The sequence below is a fragment of the Saccharopolyspora aridisoli genome (assembly GCF_004348445.1).
GTDB classification, from domain to species: Bacteria; Actinomycetota; Actinomycetes; order Mycobacteriales; family Pseudonocardiaceae; genus Saccharopolyspora; species Saccharopolyspora aridisoli.
Map to the genome: position 1 here is coordinate 1 of NZ_SMKV01000020.1, position 24,383 is coordinate 24,383.

A 24,383-nucleotide genomic window follows, 5' to 3' on the forward strand; every position below is an offset into this window, starting at 1 on the left:
CGCCCGGACGCCCCGGACCCCGCGCACGCCCCCAGGGGCGGGGTGCCGCCTCGCCAGGCCCCGCACGCGCCCGGGCCGATGCGGCCCGTCCGGTCCGGCGCGCCCCACGCTCAGGTCCGGCAGGGAACGCCGGTGCAGCGACCGCAGAGCGCCCCGCCTCGGGCGCCCCACCTGCGCACCGCGGATTCGCCCCGCACGCCGATCCCGGCCCAGCGCGCTCCGGAAACGCCGAACAGCCTTGCTGAGCAGCCAAAACTCGATGAGGCGAAGGTTTCGACGGCGGAGTCGATGGCGGCCGAGACGCCGCCGAAGGACCAGTGGCAGGCCGGGCACCACATGGTCGACCACACCCCTCGCCTCAACATCTCGCCCGAGCTCCGGGACAAGCTCGGGCCGTTCCGCCGCGACATCGAAGCCACCGGCGCAGGTCTGTCGTTCACCAAGCCCCCGGTGACGGACTACTTCGGCCGGGCCGAATGGGCGCACAAGCGCCCCAGGTGCTCGGTCGACCCGAACCGGTTCACGGTCGAGATGCACGGCGGCCCGAACGGCGTGAAGTTCAAGCACATCGATCTCGACGCCAAGGAACTCGCCGAGATCATCAGGGGCTCCTCGGGCTACAAGGAAGGCACGCCGATCCGCCTGGTCTCCTGCGAGACCGGCGCTGACGTGCCCGACGGCTCCAAGAACTTCGCCCAGCAGCTCTCCGAAGAACTGGGCGTGGAGGTGCTGGCCCCGAACACCAACGCGTGGGTCGACAACCACGGCAACATCTACGCCAGCGAATCCAGCGCCAAGTTCGACAAGGACGAGTCAGGCACCCCGAAACCCCGCCTCGACTCGCCCGGCGAGTGGACCGCCTTCCGCCCCGACGGCACCAAAGCCGTCCACAGCAGCCCCTACCCCCCAGGCCACCAACCGGAATGGGTCCGCCACGGCGTCCAAGCCGAGAGCGCCCAGATCCGAGGCATCTTCGGCCGACGCAAGGACGAAGATTTCTCCATCGACCCGGTCACCGGCCACAACTACAGCAACGCACCCCCACAGGGGCACTACGGCCCGCCACCGCAGAACCACGGCTACCACCCGCAGCAGCCGCAGGCCTACCCCCCACACGGGAATCCCGCGCCTCCACAGCAGGGCTTCCCGCAGCAGCAGCCGCCGCAGCAGGGCTTCCCACAGCATCAGGGCTATCCGCCCCAGAACTTCACACAACCGAACCAGGGCTTTCCGCAGCAGGGATACCCGCCCCAGGGCCACCCGCATTCGGCCCAACAACAGGCCTACCAACCCCCGGGCCAGCAGCAGAACCCACAACCGAACCCACCCCACAACGGCGGCTACCTCCCGCCGCAGCACCAACACGCCCAACCACAGCCGGGTTACCCGCCAGCACCTCATCAAGGCGGTTACGGGCCAGGTGCGCAGTCGCACCCGGGCGGTTACGAACCGCCGCAGGTGCCCTCGGGGCCGCGTGTGCCCCAGTCGCAGCCGGGAACTCAGCCTCCGGCCCCTGCGTCGCCGCCTCCCCCGGGGCCACGGATGGGGCCCAGCACCACGCCGCCACCAGCCGCCCCGCGCCCGCAACCGACCGCTGCTCCGCAGGCTCCCCGATCTCAGCCGATGCAGCAGACAACGGGCGCGCCCAGTGCTCCTCAGCCGCCGAGCATCCCGCAGGCCGGTATGCGCCAGGGCCCGACCGCTCAACCCGCTCTTGGGAACCCGCAGGCACCACGCCCTTCGCAGCCGCTCGACAACCCTCCCGGAGGACCTCGCCAGACCCCCTCGCATCAACAGCCTGCACCGCCGAAACAGCATCCCGCTTCACCCAGCCCGGAGCACGTCGCTCCGAGGCAGGCCGCAGAACCGCAGCGCGCGCACGATCGGGGGCCGACGCCGAACACCCCGGTGGCGCCGCAGACACCGAAGCTGGACGACTTCGAGCCGACCGCAGCCGCCCCGGCTCCGGAAGTTCCCGAAGTTCAGCGCCACCGCGCCCCGGAGCAGGAGAAAGGGTTCGACCCGCAACGCGGAACGGGTGCCGCTGCCTCCCAGACACAGCCCGAGAAGATCCTCGATGACTTCGCTCCGGTAGAAGCTCGGGAACGAGTGCTGAAAACCCCGGACGGCACGGACGCGAAGAAGGTGTTCGACGACTTCGCTCCGTCGAAGCCGGCCGACGCTGCTCCCGAACGTCCTCCTCATGCGGAGCGGGCTCCGGTCAATGATGACTTCGAGCCGAAGCCGTTCGGCAAGGAAGAACCGTCCTCAAGCCGGATCGAGGACATGCTCGGCGGGTCGGGCTCCTCGCACTCGTCGCCGGACGGAGATGTCCCCGACCGCCTCGACACGCAGTCGGCGGACGCGGACGCGCATGGACGAGCGGCAGCAGAGCCGGAAGTTCCAGCTGATGTTCGGATGGCGCTCGATCACTTCGATGGACGTTTGGCGCAGGACTACCTCGAAGATCCGGACTTCCGCGTGTCGGATCAGGATCGTGCCGACTTCCGCGACCAGTTCGGCAGCTACACCAACGGCAGGACCCAGGATTACGAAGACGTGCTGCCGGAGATGCGTGCTGCCCTCGAAGAGCGCTATCCGCGGGAGCAGTACCCGGAGGTTCACGAGATCACCGACGAGGAGTTGCTGGGCCTGCGGTTGTACACGGAGCAGGGGTACAAGATCGTCAACCGAGCACAGCGGGAGACCGACCTGTTCAAGTTCGCCAACGCGGCGCAGCACGCCGATCCCATGACGAGGTGCGTGCAGTCCGCGCTGAACCGCCTTCCGAAGGAAGAGGGCTGGGTTCGGCGGAACATCGGAGGGCACACCCCTGGAAGCTACGAGATGTACCAGCAGCGGTTCGCACCCGGAAAGGCCTCGGTGGAGAACGCCTTCTCCAGTTCCAGCGACCTGAGCTACAACTACATCCCGGACAAGGGCGCTCCCCGAGTGCGTATGGAGATCTTTTCGCGCACCGCTGCGGACATCGACTTCCTGTCCGGGAACAGGGGGGAATCGGAGTACCTCTTCGGGGCGCGTTCGTACTTCTTGACCCGCGAGGTCGAGACTCGCATCGAGGAAATCGACGGGGAGCAGATGGAAGTCATGTACGTCAAGGTTGAGGAAATCCTGCCGTCTGAGCTCACCCCCGAGATGCTCGAGCAGATCGGACCGAGGCTGTCCTACACGGACGACGGCGGGAACGTGGTGCCGCTCGCCAACGACCTGCTCGCTGGGAGGACGCCGTGAACCTGAGGCCGCTCGTTCGAGATGAGCGACTGGTGCCCGAGGTGATCAGCAAGTGGGCAAGAATCGACGACGCCGGGCGTCATGATCCTTGGGACCTTGTGGTCGTGCGGCGCGCGTTCGGGCGCAGCAGCGATGAGTTCTGCACGGTGCCCGCTGCAGTGCTATCCGAACTCACCGACTTGATGTTGGTTCACGGTGTCCGATCGAACTTTCGGGCTGCCGTGCGTGCCGCAGCGGTCGCTGATGTGGCGGTGCATGGAGGGGGCAGTTTTTCGGCGGCAGCGCAGCAGATGCTGTTCTGCCTCGACGCCGTTCTGCGTGCCGAGACGCTGTATCGCGAGGAGAGGAAGGTCAGTCCGCGCAACGCCGCGTTCTTCGGTCTGCTCCGGTGGCTGCACACGCAAGGTATCCCGTGGCCGTCGGCGGCCGGGGCTGCCGCCGCGGTCGTTCCAGAGCCGACAGGTTGGCTGGTCGCTGACTCGCGGCTGTTCGAACGGCGAGAAAGTGACCCGGTGTGCGCGACCGCCTTGGCCAGGTTCGCTGCGGAGGGGGTCGCCGGCTCCTTCCACAATCGCGTCAACGACGCGGTGACCGCCTCGGCTCTGCAGCGGGCCGTCGCCTTGTCGGTCTGGTCTGACGATCCCGGGGACGTGTTTGCACAGGCCGTGGCGAACGCCCTTCTCACGCACGGTGGGCCGGACGCCTTCCTCAGCGCGGGTGCGTTCGCGCTGGTGGTCAATGTCATGCTCCGGGGCGGGGATGTCGCGGATGCTCGCCACTTGGCGCTCGACGAGCTCAGGTCGTGGCCGGAGAACGAGAACGTCCTCTTGGCGTTCGATGTGGCTTGGGACGCCGTTGAGCACCGGTCGCCCGACATGCTGACCGCGGCGGGGGACCCAGGCTCTGCGCCTGGAGCGCTGGCTGCTGCGCTCGCCGCTGTCCGGACGAATCCAGATGATTTCGACGGAGCCATCGGTTTCCTGAGCAGGAGGTGTCCTGCGGCGGCGGGCCTGGCCGGTGCGATGCTGGGTGCCGCGCAGGGTGATGCCATCGTCCCTGCACAACGACTCGTGACCCTCGAACTCCGGGACGTTGTCGATCGGCTGGCTGAAGACGTCGTGGCGGTGCGGACCAGCCCGGAGTGGCCGTCGAGCTGGTCGACGGACTATCCGGCGTTCTGAATCTGGGGAGATGACGGTGGGCGAGAACAGTGCCGAGGTGCGGCGACATCTGGTGCGCGCGTGGCGGGAGATCAAGTCCCGGCCCGCGCTACTACCCCTGTCCTGGTTCACGCACGTGGACGACAGCTACAACAACCTGGAATCCCGTTCCCGGTTCGGGGGAACAGCACTTCCGGTAACCCCCAGAAGGGCCGATGAGTGGGAGTTCGTGACGTTCGGCCGCGTTCTGGGAATGCTCGTCGGCGGGGCATTCGGTGACGCCGCCGGGTCGATCGGCAGGATGCCGATCGAGGACCTGCTGAGCACGTTTCGCTCGGCGTCGCCGGATGGTTCCGAAGTGATCCGCGACATCGCGTCGTTCGCCGGTCTGGCCGGTGACGTTGCGGCGGTTCCGGTCGATGCCGCCGCGTTGGATCCGGCGCTCGTGCCGGGTCTCCGGACGAAGAATCCGGGCGAGCTTGGGTGTCTCGCCGCCTCGGTTCCCGCCGCGTTGGCGGGGGTATTCGACAGCGAGCGCGACCTGTTCCGCAGGACGAGGGCGGTCGCCCGTGCCCTCGGTGATGACGACGCGAGCGCTGGAGTGCTCGCAGTTGCGTTGCAAACACGACTCCGTGATGCCGGTACCGACCTGAACCGCTTCGTGCGGCGAGCGCTGAACCTGCTCGACGACGGCGACGCTGACATGCGAGCGCGGTTGGAAGCACTCCTCGACGTCGCTGGGACGGGCTTCGATCTCTCGTTGCCGGAGGCTATGGCCAGGCTCGACGGCAGCGAATCGGTTCCTGCGGTCGTGGCGCGAGCGTTGCTGCTGGCCTGGCGTTTCAGTTCGGCGGACCGAGCAGTGATGAACGCAGCTGCGGGCACCGATCGGCTCACTGCGGTGATCACAGGGCTATTGGTCGGCGCACGAGATGGCGCGGGGGCCTTCCCCTTGTTGTGGCGTCGCAGGTCGGAGGCCTTGCCGTCGCTGGAGGCGCGCGCTGAGCAGCTGTTTCGAAGGTTCGGGCCGGCTGACGGGTTCATTAGGCAGACCGTGTTCGGGCTCCGTGGCGAACCCACCGCCAGTCGGCGTTTCCTCGGCGCCGTCGTCGGAGCGATGATCGGCGAGGAACTCGGACGCCAGGTGTCGTCTGAGTCGCTGCCTGAGATCGTCGCTAGATTCGGCGACACCGATGCCGGCCTGCTGCGTCCTACCGAGGACGAGTTCATGCCCGACGGCATGGCCCTTCTGGTGGTGACGCTGGATGCCCGAATCAGGCTCGATCGGGCACTGGTCAGCGGCCAGGACCCGATCGGTGAGATGCGCGCCACCTATGAGCTCTGGGCGTCTGCGGAAGTCCCCGCACCCGAACGAGCTGGGTGGTTGGGCGAGCATCTGCCACAGCGACTGGCCCGCACGGGCGTTCCGCCCCTCCTCGCGGAGGGCTTGGCTGGGAACGCGTCCGGACGTCCCGAATTGCTCTACACGGCACTTCCTGCCGGCCTGTGGGCGTGCAGCAGTCGCGATGTCATCGCGCACGCGCGCGACGCGGTGGGAGCGCTGGGTGAGAGCGGGAATGGGATTGCTCCAGCTCAGGCGCTGGCGGTGATCCTCTCGCAGACCGTCGTGACGGGGAACTACATCCGCGGCCTCGGGCACGTGATCGAAGCGAATGCCGAGGAGTTCGGTCCTGGCCGCGAGGAGATGCTGCGCTTGATGCGAGCTGCTGAATCGTTGGCGCAGCGCACGATCGCACCCGAGCAGATCGCGAGTCTTGGCGACGGCTCGACGCCCGAGTCGGCACTCGCGATCGCGGCGTGCGCCGTCGAAGCCTCGGAAGGCCGCTTCGACGAAGCCCTGCGCATCGCGGTCAGCCACCCCGGCGACAGAGTGATCACCGGCGCGCTCGCCGGCGCGATCATCGGAGCGAGCTTCGAAGGCATCGACAGGCTCCCGCACTGGGTCGAAGCCCTCCCGGACTGGGCGCAACTCGTCTTCCGCATCGCAGAGGACGTTCCGGTGCAACTCGGTGACAACCCGCCTGACCACATCGATTGGAACCGGCGATACCCGCTGTCTAGCGAAGTGCCTGCGCACACCAATATGCCAGCCGCTGCGGGGAGTGAGCAGAAGTCTCGCTCGAGCCAGACGCATGCGAATGCCCCGGAGCCTTCGAGTGCGTCATCACCAGTTCGGGAGGTCACCGTGACGCAGCCACAGCCGCCGATCGATGCTCACGAGCGGTTCCTCGGCTCGATGCTGGGTGGGGCGATGGGGGATGCGCTGGGGTATGCGATCGAGTTCAGCGACATCGGGATGATTCGTCACCACCACGGCGAAAACGGGCTCGCCGAACCCGTGCTCCGGGATGGGGTCGTGCAGATCTCCGATGACACGCAGATGATGCTGTTCACGCTGGAGGGGTTGGTCCGGGCGCATGTCGCGCGGCGGGTGGAGCCGCGGGACAACGACCCGATTCCTGAGGTGCAGCACGCGTATCAACGGTGGTTCCACACCCAGAACCAGGCGTGGGAGGTGGCCGGCGGGCCGTACGCGCGTCAGCTGCAGCGGCCGGATGGTTGGTTGATCACGAACTGGGAGCTGTTCGCGAGTCGGGCTCCGGGCAGCACCTGCATGTCGGCGTTGGCGAACTTCGCGCAGACCGGTGTTTTCGCGACTCCGCAGCACCGGATCAACAATTCCAAGGGCTGTGGTGGGGTGATGCGGGCTGCGCCGGTGGCGGCGTGGTCCAACGATCCCAGCGAGGTCTTCCTCGTGGCGGTGCGGACTGCCGCGCTGACCCACAGCCATCCGAGCGGGTTCTTGTCGGCCGGGGTGTTGGCGGTGGTCGTGCATCAGCTGATCCGCGATGTTCCGCTGCGGGAGGCCGTGCGGTTGGCGCGGGAGTTGCTGACGCGGTGGCCGGAGCACGAGGAGCAGTTGCGGGTCCTCGATCGCGCGGTGGCGTTGGCTGAGCAGGGTCCCGTGCCGCCGGAGGAGTTGAAGGCTGAGCTCGGTGAGGGCTGGGTCGGGGAAGAGGCATTGGCGATCGGGCTCTACGCGGTGCTGGCCACCGACAACCTGCGGGATGCGCTGCTGCTGTCGGTGAACCACTCCGGTGACTCGGATTCGACGGGGATCGTGTGCGGCAACATCGGCGGCGCGGTGTACGGGACTCGGGCCATTCCGCCGGAGTGGTTGCAGCATCTGGAACTGCGCGAGGTGATCGAGACCGTCGCCAACGACGCCCTGGCGGAGTTCAGCCCCGGTCCTCTGACCGACCCCTCGTGGACCCAGCGCTACCCCGCCTGGTGAGCCCGGTGCATGTCACGCGGAGGACTCGGGGGCGTCCTGGTTTCCTCGGCGGAAGTGGGGTAGCGCGAAGCGACGAGCGACGGAGTCGGGAAGCCCTCATCTGGCACAAGGAGTGGACGAAGCGGCTCGATATTCGGGAGCACTATCCGGAGAAGCGCGACCGCGGATTGGCTTCGGCGCTGGACTTCGCCCCGAAGCCTCGGAAGCTCCAGTGGCTCGACCCCTATACGAAGGAGCCATTGCCGGAGCCGAACACCTTCCAACACCATCGTGGCTCCTTTGCAGGGGCGGCGATCGGTGATGCTGACGCGCCGGTTATCCGGGTTGGTGACGCGTGAGGGCGGAGATCCAGTTGACGGCGCTAGCGAGGTCGGTACCAGGGCGAGGGCACTGCGTGGGTCTGGTGCTGGTCGCCGATGAGCTGCTGGTAGGGGAGGTGGCATGAACGCGGGGTCCGTTTCGCGTGATGAGCGGCTTGTGCCCGAGGCGATTAGCCGGTGGTCGAGCATCGACGACACCGGTGGTGGGACGACCGTGATCGGGACCGTCGGCGAGCCCGAAGTGTGCCAGCGGTTCCTCGGCGCTGTCGCTGGGGCCATGATCGGTGAGGCGCTCGGACACCAAGTGTCCTCGATGACAGTCCCGGAAATTCAAGCGCGATTCGATGACCCCGATACCCTCCCACTGCAACCTGTTGAGGGTGACGAGTCGAGTCCGAATTGCATGGCGATGCTGGCGGTAGCGTTGGATGCCCGGACCAGGCTTGATCGCGCTCTGGTCAACGGCCAGGACACGTTCGGCGAGCTGCGCGCCGCGTACGACCTATGGGCATCGGGAGGCTCCACGGCGTCCGAGCGCGCGGGGTGGTGGAGCGAGCATCTGCCGCAGCTGCTCGCCAAAACAACCGTCCCTGCGCTCCTCGCCTCTGGTCTGGCCGGAACATCAACTGCACAGCCCGAAGTTCTCCTCGCGGCTGTTCCCGCCAGCCTCTGGTCGCGGCACAACGACGAAATCATCAAGCACGCGCGCGAAACTCCGAATCCAGTCCGGCGGAATGGTGTCGATACCTTCGAAGTCAGCTCCGATGATCGCCCCGGCAAGTGCGCCGGTGACCACTCGGTTTCCAGGGTGGCTGACCGCGACTCGCAGCGCCTCGTCGAAACGCCCTTCCGAGGACTGCAAAGCGCAGGAGGCGATCGCGAGTGCCGAAGCCGGTGTCTTACCGTCGCCGAGACTCGACATCGTCTCCGGGGTGACGTGGTGTCCGGCCAATCGGCTTGCGGACCGCATCGGGCGCAGGATCTCTTCGTGCCCGAACTTGGTGTACTCCGAAGCGATTTGACCGAGGCCGCGGCTGTACTGCCCGGTCATGATGGTGTTCGCGAGGATCAACGCCAAAGCCTGTGCCGACTGGATCGCCGGTTCACGTTCACCGAGAGCCGCGACTCATCGAGGCGATCACCAACGACGCCCTGGCGGAGTTCAGTCCCGGCCCGCCCACCGACCAGTCCTGGACCCAGCGCTATCCCGCCTGGCGATGTCGATGTACGTCGGTTACAGCAACGCGGTGGTTACGGGATTTGCCTTGGTATCAGCGGGGCGGTGTCGCTGTAGCGTCACCCGGGCTGGTGACGGATGACGAACACTGGGGAACAGGTGCACATTTCTACTGGTGAAGGGCAGGCAGGGATGTCTGGTTCGGGTGATCGGCCCAGCCAGGAGCCGCGCGCGGAGGTCGTCGAGCTCACTCCGGAGGAGGCCCAATTCATCGATGCCTGGCGCCAGTACTGGCGCGGCGGCTCGGTCAACGAGGCCGAATCGGCCGTGTTCGACGACATCGCGCGGAAGGTTCTGGGTGAGGGGTTCGTGCGGCAGCGGTTGGTCCCGGACGCATCGGGTTTTCTCGCGCAGCGACGAGTGGTTCCGGTATACGACGAGACGAGTTGCGGGGAAATCGCGCGCAATCTCCCCGGCGGCGTTCTCGGAGGGATGATCGGGGACGTTCTCGGGTCGCCGGTCGAATTTCAGACTTGGAACGACATTAAACGCGACTGCGGTGGATCGGGGTTGACCGACTACATCTACCCGCACTGGGGAAAGGGTTCGATCAGCGATGACAGCCAGATGATGCTTTTCGTCCTGGAGAGCCTGATCATGGCTCGTGTCAGGTTACGCGAGGCGGACTTCGACCAGCGGGTGCAGCCGCGTCTCGAGACTCAGATCGCGCTCGCGCAGTGGCTGCACACCCAGGGCGTCGAATGGAATGCCGTGCTGCCTCCCGATATGCGTCCTGAACCGGCGAAGCGCTACGGGAAGCTCATCGCGTACCCCGAGCTTTTCGTCCAGAGGGCCCCTGATGTCGTGTCGATGTCGGCGCTCGGTGCGTTCGCGTCGAGCACTGCCAGCGATCCAGGCGAGGGATTGAGTTCGTTCACCTTTCCAATTAACGATTCTCAGGAGGCCGGGGGCCTCGCCCGCGCTGCGATGACCGCGATCTGGACCGATGTGCCGGAACGCGCGTTCAAGATCGGTGCGACGACGAGCCTGATCACGCACGGTCACCCGTCCGGATACCTGCCGGGCGGAGTGCTCGCGGTCCTCGCTCAGCACCTCCTCCACGACCAGTCCTTCGATGTCGCGCTGCAGGCCGCGATGTACCAGTTGGGCCGGTGGCCCGGCCATGAAGACACCACGAGGGCCTTGAACGCTGCGATCGAGCTGGGGCGTTCCGGACAGGTGAGCGCCGAAGCCCTCGACGAGCGCTTCCGCCGTCCCAGGTCGGCGCCGGGTGTGCTCGGGGTCGCTGTAGCCGCAGTGCTCGCGTACCCCGAGGACTTCGCCGCGGCCGTCTGCGCGGCGGTCAATCATTCCGGCAACAGCGCTACCGCTGGGGCGGTCTGCGGCGTGCTCATGGGGCTGAAGCTCGGACGAAAGGCCATTCCGCAACCGTGGCGGTTGCACATGGAGCTTCGGTATGAAGCCGAAGAGCTCTTGCGTGATGTCGTCGCCGAGTTCTGCGCACCGCAGCCGCCCGAGTCCCAGGAGTGGCGCGAACGCTACCTGGTCTCGTTCTGAGCGCTCATAGAACCCGAAGGCATCGCCATGACACAAGACCGGACCGTCCGGATCCAGCTGGACGCGACCGAACGAGCCGCACTTGCCGAGTGGCGGTCGATCTCGGGTACCCCGGAGGCCAAGAGGGCGCTCGTCGCAGCACACCCCACTGCCCCTGCCACTAGATTCCCGCCGCTTGACGATCGGGTGTCGATGTCGCTGACTCCTGAGGAGCAGGAGGCTCTCGAGGAGTGGCGAAACCGGTGCACCGATCCGATCGTCCAGACGGTCACGGACGCGGTCGTGCAGCACCGCTTCGAGCAGCGTGGAATCGGGTTGCCTCGTCCAGAGGGTCACCTCGCGAAGAACTTGACGTCAGCCGTGCCCTCCGGTTTCCAGACGATGTGGAGCACGCCGAGACGAATTCCCGTACACATCACCGGTCTGCTGGCAGGAGCGACATTCGGCGATGGGTTCGGGCTCGCCCGTTTTCAAGGCGAACCAACTCCCGAGCAACCTGATTTCAGCTCGCCGCTGGTGCGCGGAACGCTGTTCGTGGCGGAGGCCGTTGTCCGCGCGCACACCCGGCTTCGCCGCACCAATGAGGACGCGATCGCCGAGGAAGTTTCGGCTGCCCTGGCCGCGTGGCGTGCCTTCGAGAGCGGCCGTGGCGTGCAGCCCCCGAGGGTGATCACCGGATACCTGCCGGCGAGACCCACAGGGATCGAGGCTGTTCCAGCAGAGGCGCACGCGCTCGTCCTTTCCGCACTCTCGCTGTGGTGGGGCGGCGCCGACCAGCGAGTCGGGAGACGACCGGATGAGCCACTTCTCGACCTCGTTCGCGAGGCCGCCCGCGGCCAGTACGAGAGCGGGTTCGGGGCGGCGGGTCTGCTCGCGGTCCTGCTGCGCGAGATTCCGGAACGTGGCTTGGCGAGCGCGTTGAACCACGTTCGCGAGACAGCGCGGAACCTCGGCAGCGCTGACCCGGTCGCCCACGCGGTCGTTCGCGCGGTGGAGCTGCGGATCGAGCACGTCAACGGTGACGTCCCATTGGAGGACGGGCTGACCGAACTGGCCGTTCCGGGCGGCATCACCTCCGCTCTGGCGGTCGGCATGTTCGCGGCGGCGTGCGCGTCGTCCTCCACTGAGGCGTTGAAGGTCGCGACCGTGCACGCCGATCCGGTAGTCGCTGGTTTCGTCTGCGGAGCTGTCAAAGGCACTGCTGAAGGCGCGGGCGCCGTTGACCGCACGGTTTGGCGCCACCTGGAAATGATCGCTGAGGGGGTCCGTCAACTCGCGTCCGACGCAGCACGCGAACTTGGGCCACTCCCTGCGAACACGCACGAGTGGTTCGCTCGGTATTCCCCGACCAGTACCACCCGGGCCGAGCAACCGTCGGACGTTGTGGCCTCAGCTGCTCCGGGAGGGAAGTCGGTCATGAACCAACTACCACCGCGCCCGGTTGACCCACCCATCGACGCGCACGAGCGCTTCATGGGGTCGATGCTCGGGGGTGCGATGGGGGATGGGCTCGGGTATGCGATCGAGTTCAAGGACATCGAGGTGCTTCGGCGGGATTACGGGCCTGCCGGGGTCACTGGGCCTGTGCTTCGGCAGGGGGTTGCTCGGGTTTCGGATGACACGCAGATGATGTTGTTCACGCTGGAGGGGTTGATTCGGGCGCATGTGGCTCGGCGGGTGAAGCCGACCGACAACGATCCGGTTCCTGAGGTGCAGCATGCGTATCAGCGCTGGTACCACACGCAGGGGCGGGACTGGTTGACCGCGGGTGGTCCCTACGCGCAGCACCTGCAGCGGCCGGACGGCTGGTTGATCACGAACTGGGAGCTGTTCGCGAGTCGGGCTCCGGGCAGCACCTGCATGACGGCTCTGTCGAACTTCGCGCAGACCGGTGTCTTCGCGACTCCGCAGCGTCGGATCAACGACTCCAAGGGCTGCGGCGGGGTGATGCGGGCTGCGCCGGTGGCGGTGTGGTCGAACGATCCTGCTGAGGTGTTCTACGCGGCTGTCGGGACTGCTGCGCTGACCCACAGCCATCCCAGCGGGTTCTTGTCGGCCGGGGTGTTGGCGGTGATCGTGCATCAGCTGATCCGCGAGGTTCCGCTGCGCGAGGCCGTGCGGATGGCGCGGAACCTGTTGACGCGGTGGCCGGAGCACGAGGAGCAGCTGCAGGTCCTCGACAAGGCGGTCGCGCTGGCCGAGCGCGGACCCGTTTCGCCCGAGGAGATCGCGCAGGAGCTGGGTGGCGGCTGGGTCGGCGAGGAGGCTCTGGCGATCGGGCTCTACGCCGTGCTGGCCACCGACGACCTGCGCGAGGCACTGCTTCTTTCGGTGAACCACTCGGGGGACTCGGACTCCACCGGGATGGTGTGCGGCAACATTGGCGGGGCGCTCTACGGGGCCCGGGCCGTTCCAGCGGACTGGTTGGGGACCCTCGAAATGCGCGGACTGGTCGAAACCGTGGCCGAGGACGCGCTGGCGGAGTTCAGCCCGGGCCCACCGACGGACCCGGGGTGGGCGCAGCGCTACCCCGCCTGGTGAGCAACGAGGAGAAGGCGATGACCGACCCGCAACGGCAGCTGAGCTGGGCCGATCGTTTCCGAGGTGCGCTGCTCGGCGGTGCCGTGGGCGATGCCCTCGGTGCCGGGGTCCGGCACACCTCGACCGCCGAGATACAGCAGTGGTTCGGTCCGCGCGGCGTCGTCGACTACCTCCCCGTCTACGGGCGGCGCGGTGCCGTCACCGACCTGACGCAGCTCACCGTGTTCACCCTCGAAGGCCTGCTGCGCGCCAAGGCCGAGGGCTGCACCGGCTTACCCACCGAGTTCGTCTTCGCCAACCACTTGCGCTGGCTGCACACCCAGGGCGTGCCGTGGGAGTACGCGATGTCGGCGTTCGCGGCGACCGAACCCGCGCCCACCAGCTGGCTGCTGGAACGCCGCGAGCTGTACTCCACCCGCAACCCGGCCGGCAACGCCCTCGGACTGCTCGGGCGCATGGCGGCGCGGTCCCCGCTGGGAGCCGACGGCCGTCTGCACCCGCCGGTCGACGCCGACGGTTCCGCCGACTACCCGGTGCTGGCAGCCCCGGCGATGGTGTGGTCCAACGTGCCCGAAGGCGTGTACGCGGCCGGCGCGGGCATCGCGAACCTCTACACCTCCGGCGCCAACTCCGTCGGCGCTGCCGGTGTGCACGCCGACGTGCTGGCGCAGCTCATCCGCGGTATCCCGCTGTGGGACGCCGTCACCAGTTCCGATCAGCGTCGGCTCAACGCCGCTTACCGGGTGGCCGGGGTACCCGCCGACGTGCGGCGGACCGTGCACGCGGCCATGTTCACCGGACAGCGCGGCGGAACACCCGGACCGCTGGACATCGACATCGAGTTCGACGTCGCCGACAAGCCCGGTGAGCTCGGCATCGCGCTCGCCGCGGTCGGCAGCACCCGCACCTTCGCCGACGCCGTGCAGGTCGCGGTGAACAACTCCGCCGATAGCGCCGTCACCGGTGCGCTCGCCGGACAGCTCGCCGGTGCGCTGCACGGCCCCGCCGCGATTCCCGCGCAGTGGCTGGACGAACTGGAACTCCGGCAGGTCATCGAGACGCTGTGCGGCGATGCGACCGAAGCGTTCGCGCCGCCGCCACCGCCGCAGTGGGCGCAGCGCTACACGCGCGGACCCCAGCAGACCGGACCCCGCCAGATCCCCGCCGGACCGGCGAAGACCGTCGATGGCTCCGCCGAGCAGACGATGGTGATGCCGGCGATCACGGCCGACACCCCGCCGCCCGCTACCAAGCACGCCTCGCCGCAGCCTGTCGCGCCGGAGCCGCCGGTCGCTCAGCGGCCCGTCGCGCCGAAGCCCCCGGTCGTCCCGGAGCCGCCGGTCGCGCAGTCCCCCGCGCCCGAACTGGCCGTCGAGCCGGAACCGCCTGCGCGGGAGGGGGTGCCGCACTTCGAGGCGCGGAGCACCGGCCAGCCCGGCGCTCCGACGTTCCCGGCTGCGTCGCCCGCTCCCGACGCCGAGCGGGAAACCGAGACCACCGCGGTTTTCGCGGCCATCGGCTCCGATCCCGAGCCGGAACCCGATCGGGCCCCCGTCGACCTCGAACCGCGTCCCCGCGCGCCCATCGACCTCGACCCGGGCGAAGCCGAAGAACCGGAGCCGGAGATCGCCGAACCCGCGCCGATCCCCGAAACACCCGTGGTCGACCTCGCACCCGATCCGGAACCCGCGTCGGAAACCGGGACGGCGCAGGTCGTGGAGGCCGCGTCGGACTCCGGTGAGCCCGCGCGCTCGACCGTCGTGGACGTGAGCGGCATCGGTTCGCCCTTCGACCTGATCACCGTCCCCACGCGCGACGACAACGAGCCCGAGCCGGACGCCCGCTTCACCCGCGACTCCGATCCCGAACTCCGCTTCGCCGACGCCGAGCATGAACCGTCGCCGATCGACCTGAGACCGGACCCCGACGTGGTCCCCGATGTGGTCCCGGCGCTGGCGAAGCTCTCGTCGATCGAGCCGGAACCCGAACCGGTCGACGAGGAAGTCGAAGTCGTCGCGGATGAGGCGGACGGAGTCACCGCCGAGCCGGAGGACCCCGAGCCCGAGACCACCGCTCCGCAAGTCGCCGAGACCGAGGTCATCGAGCCGGACGACACCGAGGCCGAGGACACCGAGGCCGACGTCGCCGAAGAAGTTGAGAACGAGGCGGCGGAAGAACCGCAGGAAGTCGAGCGGGACGAAGCCGAGCGGGACGAAGCCGAGCGGGACGAGGTCGCCTCCTCCGAGGGGCCGGAGGACGTCGCTCGCGCCCTCGTCGAGGAGCCAGCAGTGACTGTCCCCGCCGACCTCGTCGAACCAGCAGTGGACATCGCTCCCGCCACCGAGGACACCGCGACCGCCGAGGACACCGCCGCAGACGCCGCGGCCGAACCCGAAGACACCCCGGCCGACGCCGCCGAGGACATCCCGGCCGACGCCGCCGAGGACATCCCGGCCGAGCCGGAACTGCGGGTCGAGGCCCTTCCGGTATCGGTCGGCCGTCGCGTGCACGGCAAGAGCGATGGACCGGGCGATGCCGCGCCGTCGCTGACCGAGCGGGTCTTGGGCTGCTTCCTCGGAGGCGCCCTTGGCGACGCGCTGGGCGCGGACCTGGAGTTCATCACCGCCGCGCAGATCACCGAGCGCTTCGGCGCGTCCGGACCGAGCGGCCTGCGGGAGGCCTACGGCGTGCACGGGGCGATCACCGATGACACGCAGATGACGCTGTTCACCGCGGAGGGCCTGATCCGGGGCAGCGTCGCCGCGCGCACCCTCGGGGCCGGGGACCCGCTGCCCGAGGTGCAGCTGGCCTACCAGCGCTGGCTGCACACCCAGGGCGTCGAGTGGGACGCGGCGGCCGGCGAGTTCTTCGCCGACCACCCGGTGCCGGACGGCTGGCTCGTCGAGGTCGCGGGCCTGTTCCACACCCGCGCACCGGGCAAGACCATCTTCCGGGCGCTGACCGCCTTCGGCGACGGTCACCGGGCCGGTTCGCTGACCGACAAGATCAACGACTCCAAGGGCTGCGGCGGGGCGATGCGCGCGGCACCGGTCGCGCTGACCTCCACGGATCCGGCCGAGGTCTTCGAGTTCGCGGTGCGCACCGCCGCGCTCACCCACGGCCACCCGGCCGGATACCACTCCGCGGGCGCGCTGGCGGTGATCGTGCAGCAAGCGCTGCTGGGCCGCAGCCTCGACGACGGCGTGTGGCTGGCGCTGCAGGTGCTGGAGACCTGGGACGACCACGAGGAAACCTCCGCCACGATCAAGGCCGCCGTGGACCTGGCGGCCGAGGGCGTGCCGACGCCGGAGCGCGTCACCGAGGTCCTCGGCGGTGGCTGGGTCGGCGAGCAGGCCGTGGCGATCGCGGTGTGCGCGGCGCTGGCGGCCGGTGAGGACGTGGAACTGGCGCTGAAGATCGCCGTGCACCACGACGGCGACAGCGACTCCACCGGCGCGATCTGCGGCAACGTCGTCGGCGCGCTGCAGGGCGTGGGCGCGCTGCCGCTGGACTGGCTCGCCGAGCTGGAGCTGCGCGACGTCATCGAGCAGATGGCGCTGGACTGCGTCGCCGAGTTCGGCCGCGGCGGCTTCCAGCCCGGCCGCGCCGCCATCGACCCGCCGTCCGACCAGGACTGGAACGAGCGCTACCCGGTGCGGCCGCAGTGGTCGGCCGAACCGGCGACCGTCGGTGCCGACGCCGGGGGTTTCCCGTCGCCGAAACCGGCACCTCGCCGCCGCCTCGACGGGGTGGCGAGCACCGACACCGTTGAGGGGGACAGTTGATCAACGTCAGGCAGGGTGGCCCGTTACCGGTGCACCCGCCGTTCCCGGCGCCGGCCGCGTTCGGCGCGTTCCCGGACCGCACCGCGCAGGTGGCGGAGCTGCTGCAGGCGTTGCGGGCGGCGGCGGGTTCCACCGAGGTCCGCTGCACCGCGCTGGGGACCCGCTTCGAGACCGACGCCAGCGATGAGGTCTTCGAGTTGCTGCGCAGGATCCGCGACGTCGGCTACCGCCCGGACACCGGCGCCTGGACCTCCGCGGTGTTCTCCGGCGGCGAGCTGCACACCTCCCACGCCGAGCCGCAGTGGCAGAACGCGCCCGAGGACGGCCGTGCTCACCTCGACGAACTGCGGCTCTACCCGCGCCGCAACCCCGAGCAGTGGCTGCTCGCCCCGGCCTGGGACTACTTCGTCGACGCCGTCACCTACCCGGACGGGGCGACCGGCCCGCTGCGGATGCTCCCGGTGTTCGACGGCCGCGACGCGCAGGGCAGGCCGCAGGTGTTCCGGCCGGCGGTGCCGTGGATCGAGAAGCGCGAGGTGTTCAGCTACCTCAACGGCGGTGAGATCGTGCTGTCCGCGATGTCCACCGATGCCGACGAGCTCGACCCGGCGCGCGGCTCCGAGGTGCCCAAGCAGTTCCACACCGACGGCGTGTGGGTGTGGCCGCAGGCGATGGCCTACTACCTCGAAGAGCACGACATCGCCCCGCCGCCGGAGTTCCTCGACCACATCCGCCGCGCTCGCTACCAGGCGCCGACGACGGTCGCCGACGTCAAGTCGGCCGAGGCCAAGTCGCTGATCTTGGCCACCGATCCCGCCTCGATGCTGGCCCACCGGCCGGAGGACGCGTTCGCAGCGGTCGGCGCGCACCTGGCGGCGCAGGGCGTGAGCAGCCGGTTCTACAGCTTCCACGAGCCGGTCGGCGGCGGCTGGAGCATGCGGCCGGAGCCGGACGGCTGGTGGGCGGTGGAGGCCCACGACGACCGGCCGAACCCCAAGCAGCGCTTCCCGGACCCGTGGACGGCGGGGTTCTTCCTGATCGGCGCGATGACGGTCGAGCGCGACCGCTACCTCCGGGAGCCGGACGAGGCGCTGCTGGACTTCGAGTGCCCGTGGCCGGAGATGGCCGACGAGCCGCCGCTGTCGTCCTACGACCAGAAGTTCGTGGTCCAGCTGCAGCCCGGTGACGAGCTCGACCGCTTCGGCGAACCGGTCGGCAACACCGCGTTCGTCGCGGGCACCACCATCCCGCAGCGCAGCATGCCGCCGGGCCGCCAGCCGGGGCAGTACCGCCGCTACCGGGTCGCGAAGGCGTTCGACGCCATCACCGGCGTGGTCAAGCCCGAGCACGGCCAGGTCGGCGGCGGGACCGCCTACGTCCTGCCCAACTCCTTGGAGGTCCTGACCGAAGAGGGATGGCTGACCGAGGCCTGAGCCTTCGCCGAGAACGGGGTGTCCGCGCGGACACCCCGTTCTCGGCTGGCGGAGGGTCTTGTCACACGGGGTAGAATCCGTGAGAAGTCGATGACAGCTCGCACCTCATCTGTGGCGCGGAGCCCGCGCCGGGTGATCGAGCAGGTCAAGGGGACCCCGTTTTGACCCTCTGAGAACGGGGCGGGTATCTTTGTTTATCGGACCCGACGCCAATCGGGTCGATCCGCATGCCCGTGCATGACGTGGCCGCCCGAGCGGAGGGCCGCGGCAGCGCCGAGGATGTGTGGAACTCTTCCGAAAACCCTCTGGGGTCTACCTCGGTTTCGGCCGGAACGGGCGCTGTGAGGGCCGAGGAGCGGGCGACACGCCCGACCTCGTGTGCGGGGGAGTCCCGAAACACAGTGCCTGACAGGTGCTCGACGCCCAGGGCACGCCGAAGCTCGAACGAGCGGCTGCTTGGTCGAGTACCTAAAAGACGCGAACGCTGACAGAAAGCCGGTCCATGCCCACCATCCAGCAGCTGGTCCGTAAGGGCCGCCAGGACAAGGTCGCCAAGACCAAGACCGCGGCGCTCAAGGGGAGCCCGCAGCGGCGTGGCGTGTGCACCCGCGTGTACACGACCACCCCGAAGAAGCCCAACTCGGCCCTGCGCAAGGTCGCTCGTGTCAAGCTGACCAGCGGCATCGAGGTCACGGCCTACATCCCGGGTGAGGGCCACAACCTGCAGGAGCACTCGATCGTGCTCGTTCGTGGCGGCCGTGTGAAGGACCTGCCCGGCGTGCGCTACAAGATCATCCGCGGTTCCGCTGACACCCAGGGTGTGAAGAACCGCAAGCAGGCTCGCAGCCGCTACGGCGCGAAGAAGGAGAAGAGCTGATGCCCCGCAAGGGTCCGGCCCCGAAGCGGCCGCTGCACGCTGATCCCGTGTACGGCTCGCCGCTGGTCACGCAGCTGGTGAACAAGGTCCTCGTGGACGGCAAGCGCTCGCTTGCCGAGAAGATCGTCTACGCGGCGCTGGAAGGCTGCCGGGAGAAGACCGGCACCGACCCGGTCGTCACGCTCAAGCGTGCCCTGGACAACGTCAAGCCGACCCTGGAGGTCCGCAGCCGCCGCGTCGGTGGCGCGACCTACCAGGTGCCGATCGAGGTGCGGGCCGGTCGGTCCACCACCCTCGCGCTGCGCTGGCTGACCACCTACTCGCGGCAGCGTCGTGAGAAGACCATGGTCGAGCGCCTCATGAACGAGCTGCTGGACGCGAGCAACGGCCTCGGCGCGAGCGTCAAGAAGCGCGAAGACACTCACAAGATGGCGGAGTCCAACAAGGCCTTCGCGCACTACCGCTGGTGACATCTGGTGGGTCTTGCCCGCCAGCCGAACCGATTCGACAGCTTTGCACCTGTCACCGCGACTTGCACCTGCTGTTAGGGAACGGGGAAGAATCTCGTGGCACGCGACGTGCTGACTGACCTGACCAAGGTCCGCAACATCGGCATCATGGCCCACATCGATGCGGGCAAGACCACCACCACCGAGCGGGTCCTGTACTACACCGGGATCACGCACAAGCTCGGCGAGACGCACGACGGTGCCTCTCAGATGGACTGGATGGAGGAGGAGCAGAAGCGGGGTATCACCATCACCTCGGCTGCTACCACCACGTTCTGGGGCGACCACCAGATCAACATCATCGACACCCCGGGCCACGTCGACTTCACCGTCGAGGTCGAGCGCTCGCTGCGCGTCCTCGACGGCGCGGTGGCGGTGTTCGACGGCAAGGAAGGTGTCGAGCCCCAGTCCGAGCAGGTCTGGCGCCAGGCGGACAAGTACGACGTCCCGCGGATCTGCTTCGTCAACAAGATGGACAAGCTGGGCGCGGACTTCTACTACACCGTGAGCACCATCGAGGACCGGCTGCACGCCACGCCGCTGGTCCTGCAGCTCCCGATCGGTGTGGAGTCCGAGTTCGAGGGCGTCGTCGACCTGGTTCAGATGAAGGCTCTGACCTGGCGTGGTGAGGTGTCCAAGGGCACCGACTACGAGGTCGAGGAGATCCCGGCGGATCTGGCCGACAAGGCCGCCGAGTACCGGGAGAAGCTCGTCGAGGCCGTCGCTGAGACCGATGAGGCCCTCATGGAGGCCTACTTCAGCGGCGAAGAGCTGACGCAGGAGCAGATCAAGGAAGGCATCCGCAAGATCACCGTCGAGCGCAGCGCGTTCCCGGTGCTCTGCGGTACCGCGTTCAAGAACAAGGGCGTTCAGCCCATGCTCGACGCGGTCGTCGACTACCTGCCCTCGCCCCTGGACGTCCCCGCCGTGCAGGGCACCCTGCCGGACGGTGAGACCCCGGCGGAGCGCAAGCCGAGCACCCAGGAGCCGTTCGCCGCGCTGGTCTCCAAGATCGCGGTGCACCCGTTCTTCGGCAAGCTGACCTACATCCGGGTGTACTCCGGCAAGGTCGCCTCCGGTGCCCAGGTCATCAACTCGACCAAGGGCCGCAAGGAGCGCATCGGGAAGATGTTCCAGATGCACTCCAACAAGGAGAACCCGGTCGAGGAGATCCAGGCGGGTCACATCTACGCGGTGATCGGTCTCAAGGAGACCACCACCGGTGACACCCTGTGCGACTCCGCGAACCCCATCGTCCTCGAGTCGATGACGTTCCCGGCGCCGGTCATCGAGGTGGCCATCGAGCCCAAGACGAAGGCTGACCAGGAGAAGCTCTCCACGGCGATCCAGAAGCTCGCCGAGGAGGACCCGACGTTCCAGGTCAAGCTGGACGACGAGACCGGTCAGACGATCATCAAGGGCATGGGTGAGCTGCACCTCGAGGTGCTGGTCAACCGCATGAAGAGCGACTTCAAGGTCGAGGCGAACATCGGTAAGCCGCAGGTGGCCTACCGCGAGACGATTCGCAAGTCGATCGAGAAGTACGAGTACACGCACAAGAAGCAGACCGGTGGTTCCGGTCAGTTCGCGCGTGTGATCATCAAGCTCGACCCGATCGAGCAGACGTCCGACAGCGCGACCTACGAGTTCGACAACAAGGTCACCGGCGGTCGGATCCCGCGGGAGTACATCCCGTCGGTCGATCAGGGTGCGCAGGACGCCATGCAGTACGGCGTGCTGGCCGGCTACCCGCTGGTCGGCGTGAAGGTGACCTTGCTCGACGGTCAGTACCACGAGGTCGACTCGTCGGAAATGGCCTTCAAGGTCGCCGGTTCGATGGCGCTCAAGGAGGCATCCGCCAAGGCGTCTCCGGCGCTGCTCGAACCGATGATGGCGGTCGAGGTGACCACGCCCGAGGACTACATGGGCGATGTCATCGGAGACCTGAACTCACGCCGTGGCCACATCCAGGCCATGGAGGAGCGCAGCGGTACCCGCGTCGTCAAGGCTCTCGTGCCGCTGTCCGAGATGTTCGGGTACGTCGGCGACCTGCGGTCCAAGACCCAGGGTCGTGCCAACTACTCGATGGTGTTCGACTCCTACGCCGAGGTTCCGGCCGGTGTGGCTAAGGAGATCATCGCCAAGGCAACGGGCGAGTGACCCGCTGGTCGGCCTCGGGTGACCGGGGTCGGCCAAGAGGCGACGCCTCGCGAAGGCGACCGGGGAGCAATCCCCTCCAGAAGGCGGCGAGCGGGCCGCGACCACATCGGAAGCGATCCGCTCGTCACCTACCCGACAGGACTCCGCCTGGCACAACAAGTCGTACGGCGGAAAGTTAACAAGTCCAGGAGGACAATCCAGTGGCGAAGGCGAAGTTCGAGAGGGACAAGCCGCACGTCAACATCGGGACCATCGGTCACGTTGACCACGGCAAGACCACGCTCACCGCAGCCATCACCAAGGTTCTGCACGACAAGTACCCGGAGCTGAACCCCTTCACGCCGTTCGACGAGATCGACAAGGCGCCGGAGGAAAAAGAGCGCGGTATCACGATTCAGATCGCGCACGTGGAGTACCAGACGGAGAAGCGTCACTACGCTCACGTCGACGCTCCGGGTCACGCTGACTACGTGAAGAACATGATCACCGGTGCCGCCCAGATGGACGGCGCGATCCTGGTGGTCGCCGCGACCGACGGCCCGATGCCGCAGACCCGCGAGCACGTGCTGCTGGCTCGCCAGGTCGGTGTGCCCTACATCCTTGTCGCGCTGAACAAGTCCGACATGGTCGACGACGAGGAGATCCTCGAGCTCGTCGAGATGGAGGTCCGCGAGCTGCTGTCGTCCCAGGAATTCCCGGGCGACGACGTGCCGGTGGTCCGCGTCTCCGCGCTGAAGGCGCTGGAGGGCGAGGAAGAGTGGGCCAACAAGATCGTCGAGCTGATGACCGCCGTCGACGAGAACGTTCCGGACCCGGTGCGTGACACCGACAAGGCGTTCCTGATGCCGGTCGAGGACGTCTTCTCGATCACCGGCCGCGGCACCGTCATCACCGGCCGCATCGAGCGCGGCATCATCAAGGTGAACGAGGAGGTGGAACTGGTCGGCATCAAGGAGAAGCCGCTCAAGACCACCGTCACCGGTGTCGAGATGTTCCGCAAGCTCCTCGACGAGGGCCAGGCGGGCGACAACGTCGGTCTGCTGATTCGCGGTATCAAGCGCGAAGAGGTCGAGCGCGGCATGGTCGTCGTGAAGCCCGGCACCACCACCCCGCACACCGAGTTCGAGGCGCAGGTCTACATCCTGTCCAAGGACGAGGGTGGCCGTCACACGCCGTTTTTCAACAACTACCGTCCGCAGTTCTACTTCCGGACCACGGACGTCACCGGCGTTGTGACCCTGCCCGAGGGCACCGAGATGGTCATGCCGGGCGACAACACCGAGATGTCGGTCCAGCTGATCCAGCCCATCGCGATGGACGAGGGTCTGCGCTTCGCGATCCGCGAGGGTGGCCGCACCGTCGGCGCCGGTCGCGTCACCAAGATCACCAAGTGACGTGACGAGGACCCGCTTTCCTCACGGGAAGCGGGTCCTCTCTTGCTTTGCGGTGACTTCGGTCCCGCAAAACGACCCCCGATTTCGGGTGGTGCAGAGGATGTGCCATCCTGTATGGGTTGCTCGTTCAGGGCGGCCGGAATTCCAGACTCGCGGATCGGCGTGATCGGTCCTGGTAGTCGTGACGAAGCTCCGGCCGCCCTGGTGCGAGGGCCTCGCGCCCTTGTTCGGTGTTCGGCTCCGTTCTCCTTCGGAGCCCGATCCCCCGGCCGCATTCGGTCGGCCGAGCAGGGCACAAGAAGGTGTACGGGCTTTCGGGCCCACCCCGTCGGCGACGTTCGAGGGGACCGGTATGCGACAGCTGGGCGACACGCCCGACCGCGTGTACCGGGCACCTACACACTTGAACAGGGGCGGACTGAGAGCTGTGACGGCTCCCGGTATCGGGGACGACACCACGCTGAGGGCCGTGAGGGGCACCGATGGGTGCGCCCTGCACCCATGTACCTGACCGCGGCACGAGACTAGAGGAACGGCAAGCCACCATGGCGGGACAGAAGATCCGCATCCGGCTCAAGGCCTACGACCACGAGGCGATCGACGCGTCCGCACGCAAGATCGTCGAGACCGTGACGCGCACCGGCGCTCGGGTCGTGGGGCCAGTGCCGCTGCCCACTGAGAAGAACGTCTACTGCGTCATCCGCTCCCCGCACAAGTACAAGGACTCGCGGGAGCACTTCGAGATGCGTACGCACAAGCGGCTCATCGACATCCTCGAACCGACGCCGAAGACGGTCGACGCGTTGATGCGCATCGACCTGCCGGCCAGCGTCGACGTGAACATCCAGTAAGGCACGGCGACGAGGTAGCGGAGAGAACGA

General features: G+C 67.9%; 14 protein-coding genes. 12 read left to right on the forward strand and 2 right to left on the reverse strand.

What is annotated here, in order from left to right:
- Nucleotides 1–132: 132 nt before the first annotated feature.
- Genes E1161_RS16820 through E1161_RS16830 form a run of 3 tightly spaced genes read left to right on the forward strand, consistent with a single transcriptional unit; the run spans nt 133 to nt 7,728 of the window.
- Nucleotides 133–3,252, forward strand: a complete 3,120-nt coding sequence (locus tag E1161_RS16820; protein ID WP_132624340.1) for a hypothetical protein — start codon at nt 133–135, stop codon at nt 3,250–3,252.
- Nucleotides 3,253–3,284: 32 nt separating this feature from the next.
- Nucleotides 3,285–4,433 carry an ADP-ribosylglycohydrolase family protein gene (locus E1161_RS16825; RefSeq protein WP_132624342.1) on the forward strand — a complete coding sequence of 383 codons (1,149 nt, stop codon included), beginning with the start codon at nt 3,285–3,287 and terminating at the stop codon, nt 4,431–4,433.
- Nucleotides 4,434–4,449: 16 nt separating this feature from the next.
- Entirely contained in the window at nt 4,450–7,728 is a 3,279-nt protein-coding gene (locus E1161_RS16830) for an ADP-ribosylglycohydrolase family protein (RefSeq protein ID WP_165939827.1), read from the forward strand.
- Between the two features lie 942 nt (nt 7,729–8,670).
- On the opposite strand, the gene E1161_RS16835 is transcribed toward E1161_RS16830, so the two are convergent.
- Entirely contained in the window at nt 8,671–9,144 is a 474-nt protein-coding gene (locus tag E1161_RS16835; RefSeq protein ID WP_132624346.1) for an ADP-ribosylglycohydrolase family protein, read from the reverse strand.
- A 219-nt stretch (nt 9,145–9,363) separates the two neighbouring features.
- On the opposite strand from E1161_RS16835, the gene E1161_RS16840 reads away from it, so the two are divergent.
- Nucleotides 9,364–10,803, forward strand: coding sequence for an ADP-ribosylglycohydrolase family protein (locus E1161_RS16840; RefSeq protein WP_235875089.1), 1,440 nt, complete (start codon nt 9,364–9,366; stop codon nt 10,801–10,803).
- A gap of 354 nt (nt 10,804–11,157) precedes the next feature.
- On the opposite strand, the gene E1161_RS28120 is transcribed toward E1161_RS16840, so the two are convergent.
- Nucleotides 11,158–12,045: a hypothetical protein gene (locus E1161_RS28120; RefSeq protein WP_235875090.1), complete on the reverse strand. Its 888-nt coding sequence runs from the start codon at nt 12,043–12,045 to the stop codon at nt 11,158–11,160.
- A gap of 255 nt (nt 12,046–12,300) precedes the next feature.
- On the opposite strand from E1161_RS28120, the gene E1161_RS28125 reads away from it, so the two are divergent.
- The 8 genes from E1161_RS28125 to rpsJ all read left to right on the forward strand — a co-directional run bounded on the left by E1161_RS28125 (nt 12,301) and on the right by rpsJ (nt 24,353).
- Nucleotides 12,301–13,344: an ADP-ribosylglycohydrolase family protein gene (locus E1161_RS28125; protein WP_235875098.1), complete on the forward strand. Its 1,044-nt coding sequence runs from the start codon at nt 12,301–12,303 to the stop codon at nt 13,342–13,344.
- Nucleotides 13,345–13,361: 17 nt separating this feature from the next.
- Nucleotides 13,362–17,129, forward strand: a complete 3,768-nt coding sequence (locus E1161_RS16850) for an ADP-ribosylglycohydrolase family protein (RefSeq protein ID WP_207920278.1) — start codon at nt 13,362–13,364, stop codon at nt 17,127–17,129.
- Complete coding sequence (locus tag E1161_RS16855; RefSeq protein WP_132624350.1) at nt 17,126–18,562, forward strand: TNT domain-containing protein; 1,437 nt, start codon at nt 17,126–17,128, stop codon at nt 18,560–18,562. Before E1161_RS16850 ends, E1161_RS16855 begins: the two co-directional genes overlap by 4 nt.
- A gap of 502 nt (nt 18,563–19,064) precedes the next feature.
- Complete coding sequence (gene rpsL, locus E1161_RS16860; protein ID WP_009948619.1) at nt 19,065–19,439, forward strand: 30S ribosomal protein S12; 375 nt, start codon at nt 19,065–19,067, stop codon at nt 19,437–19,439.
- Nucleotides 19,439–19,909, forward strand: coding sequence for a 30S ribosomal protein S7 (gene rpsG, locus E1161_RS16865; protein WP_093414201.1), 471 nt, complete (start codon nt 19,439–19,441; stop codon nt 19,907–19,909). Before rpsL ends, rpsG begins: the two co-directional genes overlap by 1 nt.
- Nucleotides 19,910–20,005: 96 nt before the next feature.
- Nucleotides 20,006–22,108: an elongation factor G gene (gene fusA, locus E1161_RS16870; protein WP_132624352.1), complete on the forward strand. Its 2,103-nt coding sequence runs from the start codon at nt 20,006–20,008 to the stop codon at nt 22,106–22,108.
- A gap of 200 nt (nt 22,109–22,308) precedes the next feature.
- The gene (tuf, locus tag E1161_RS16875; protein ID WP_132624354.1) at nt 22,309–23,502 is read left to right on the forward strand and encodes an elongation factor Tu; all 1,194 of its coding nucleotides are present in this window, start codon (nt 22,309–22,311) and stop codon (nt 23,500–23,502) included.
- Nucleotides 23,503–24,047: 545 nt separating this feature from the next.
- Nucleotides 24,048–24,353 carry a 30S ribosomal protein S10 gene (gene rpsJ, locus E1161_RS16880; RefSeq protein ID WP_009948626.1) on the forward strand — a complete coding sequence of 102 codons (306 nt, stop codon included), beginning with the start codon at nt 24,048–24,050 and terminating at the stop codon, nt 24,351–24,353.
- The last annotated feature ends 30 nt before the right edge of the window (nt 24,354–24,383 follow it).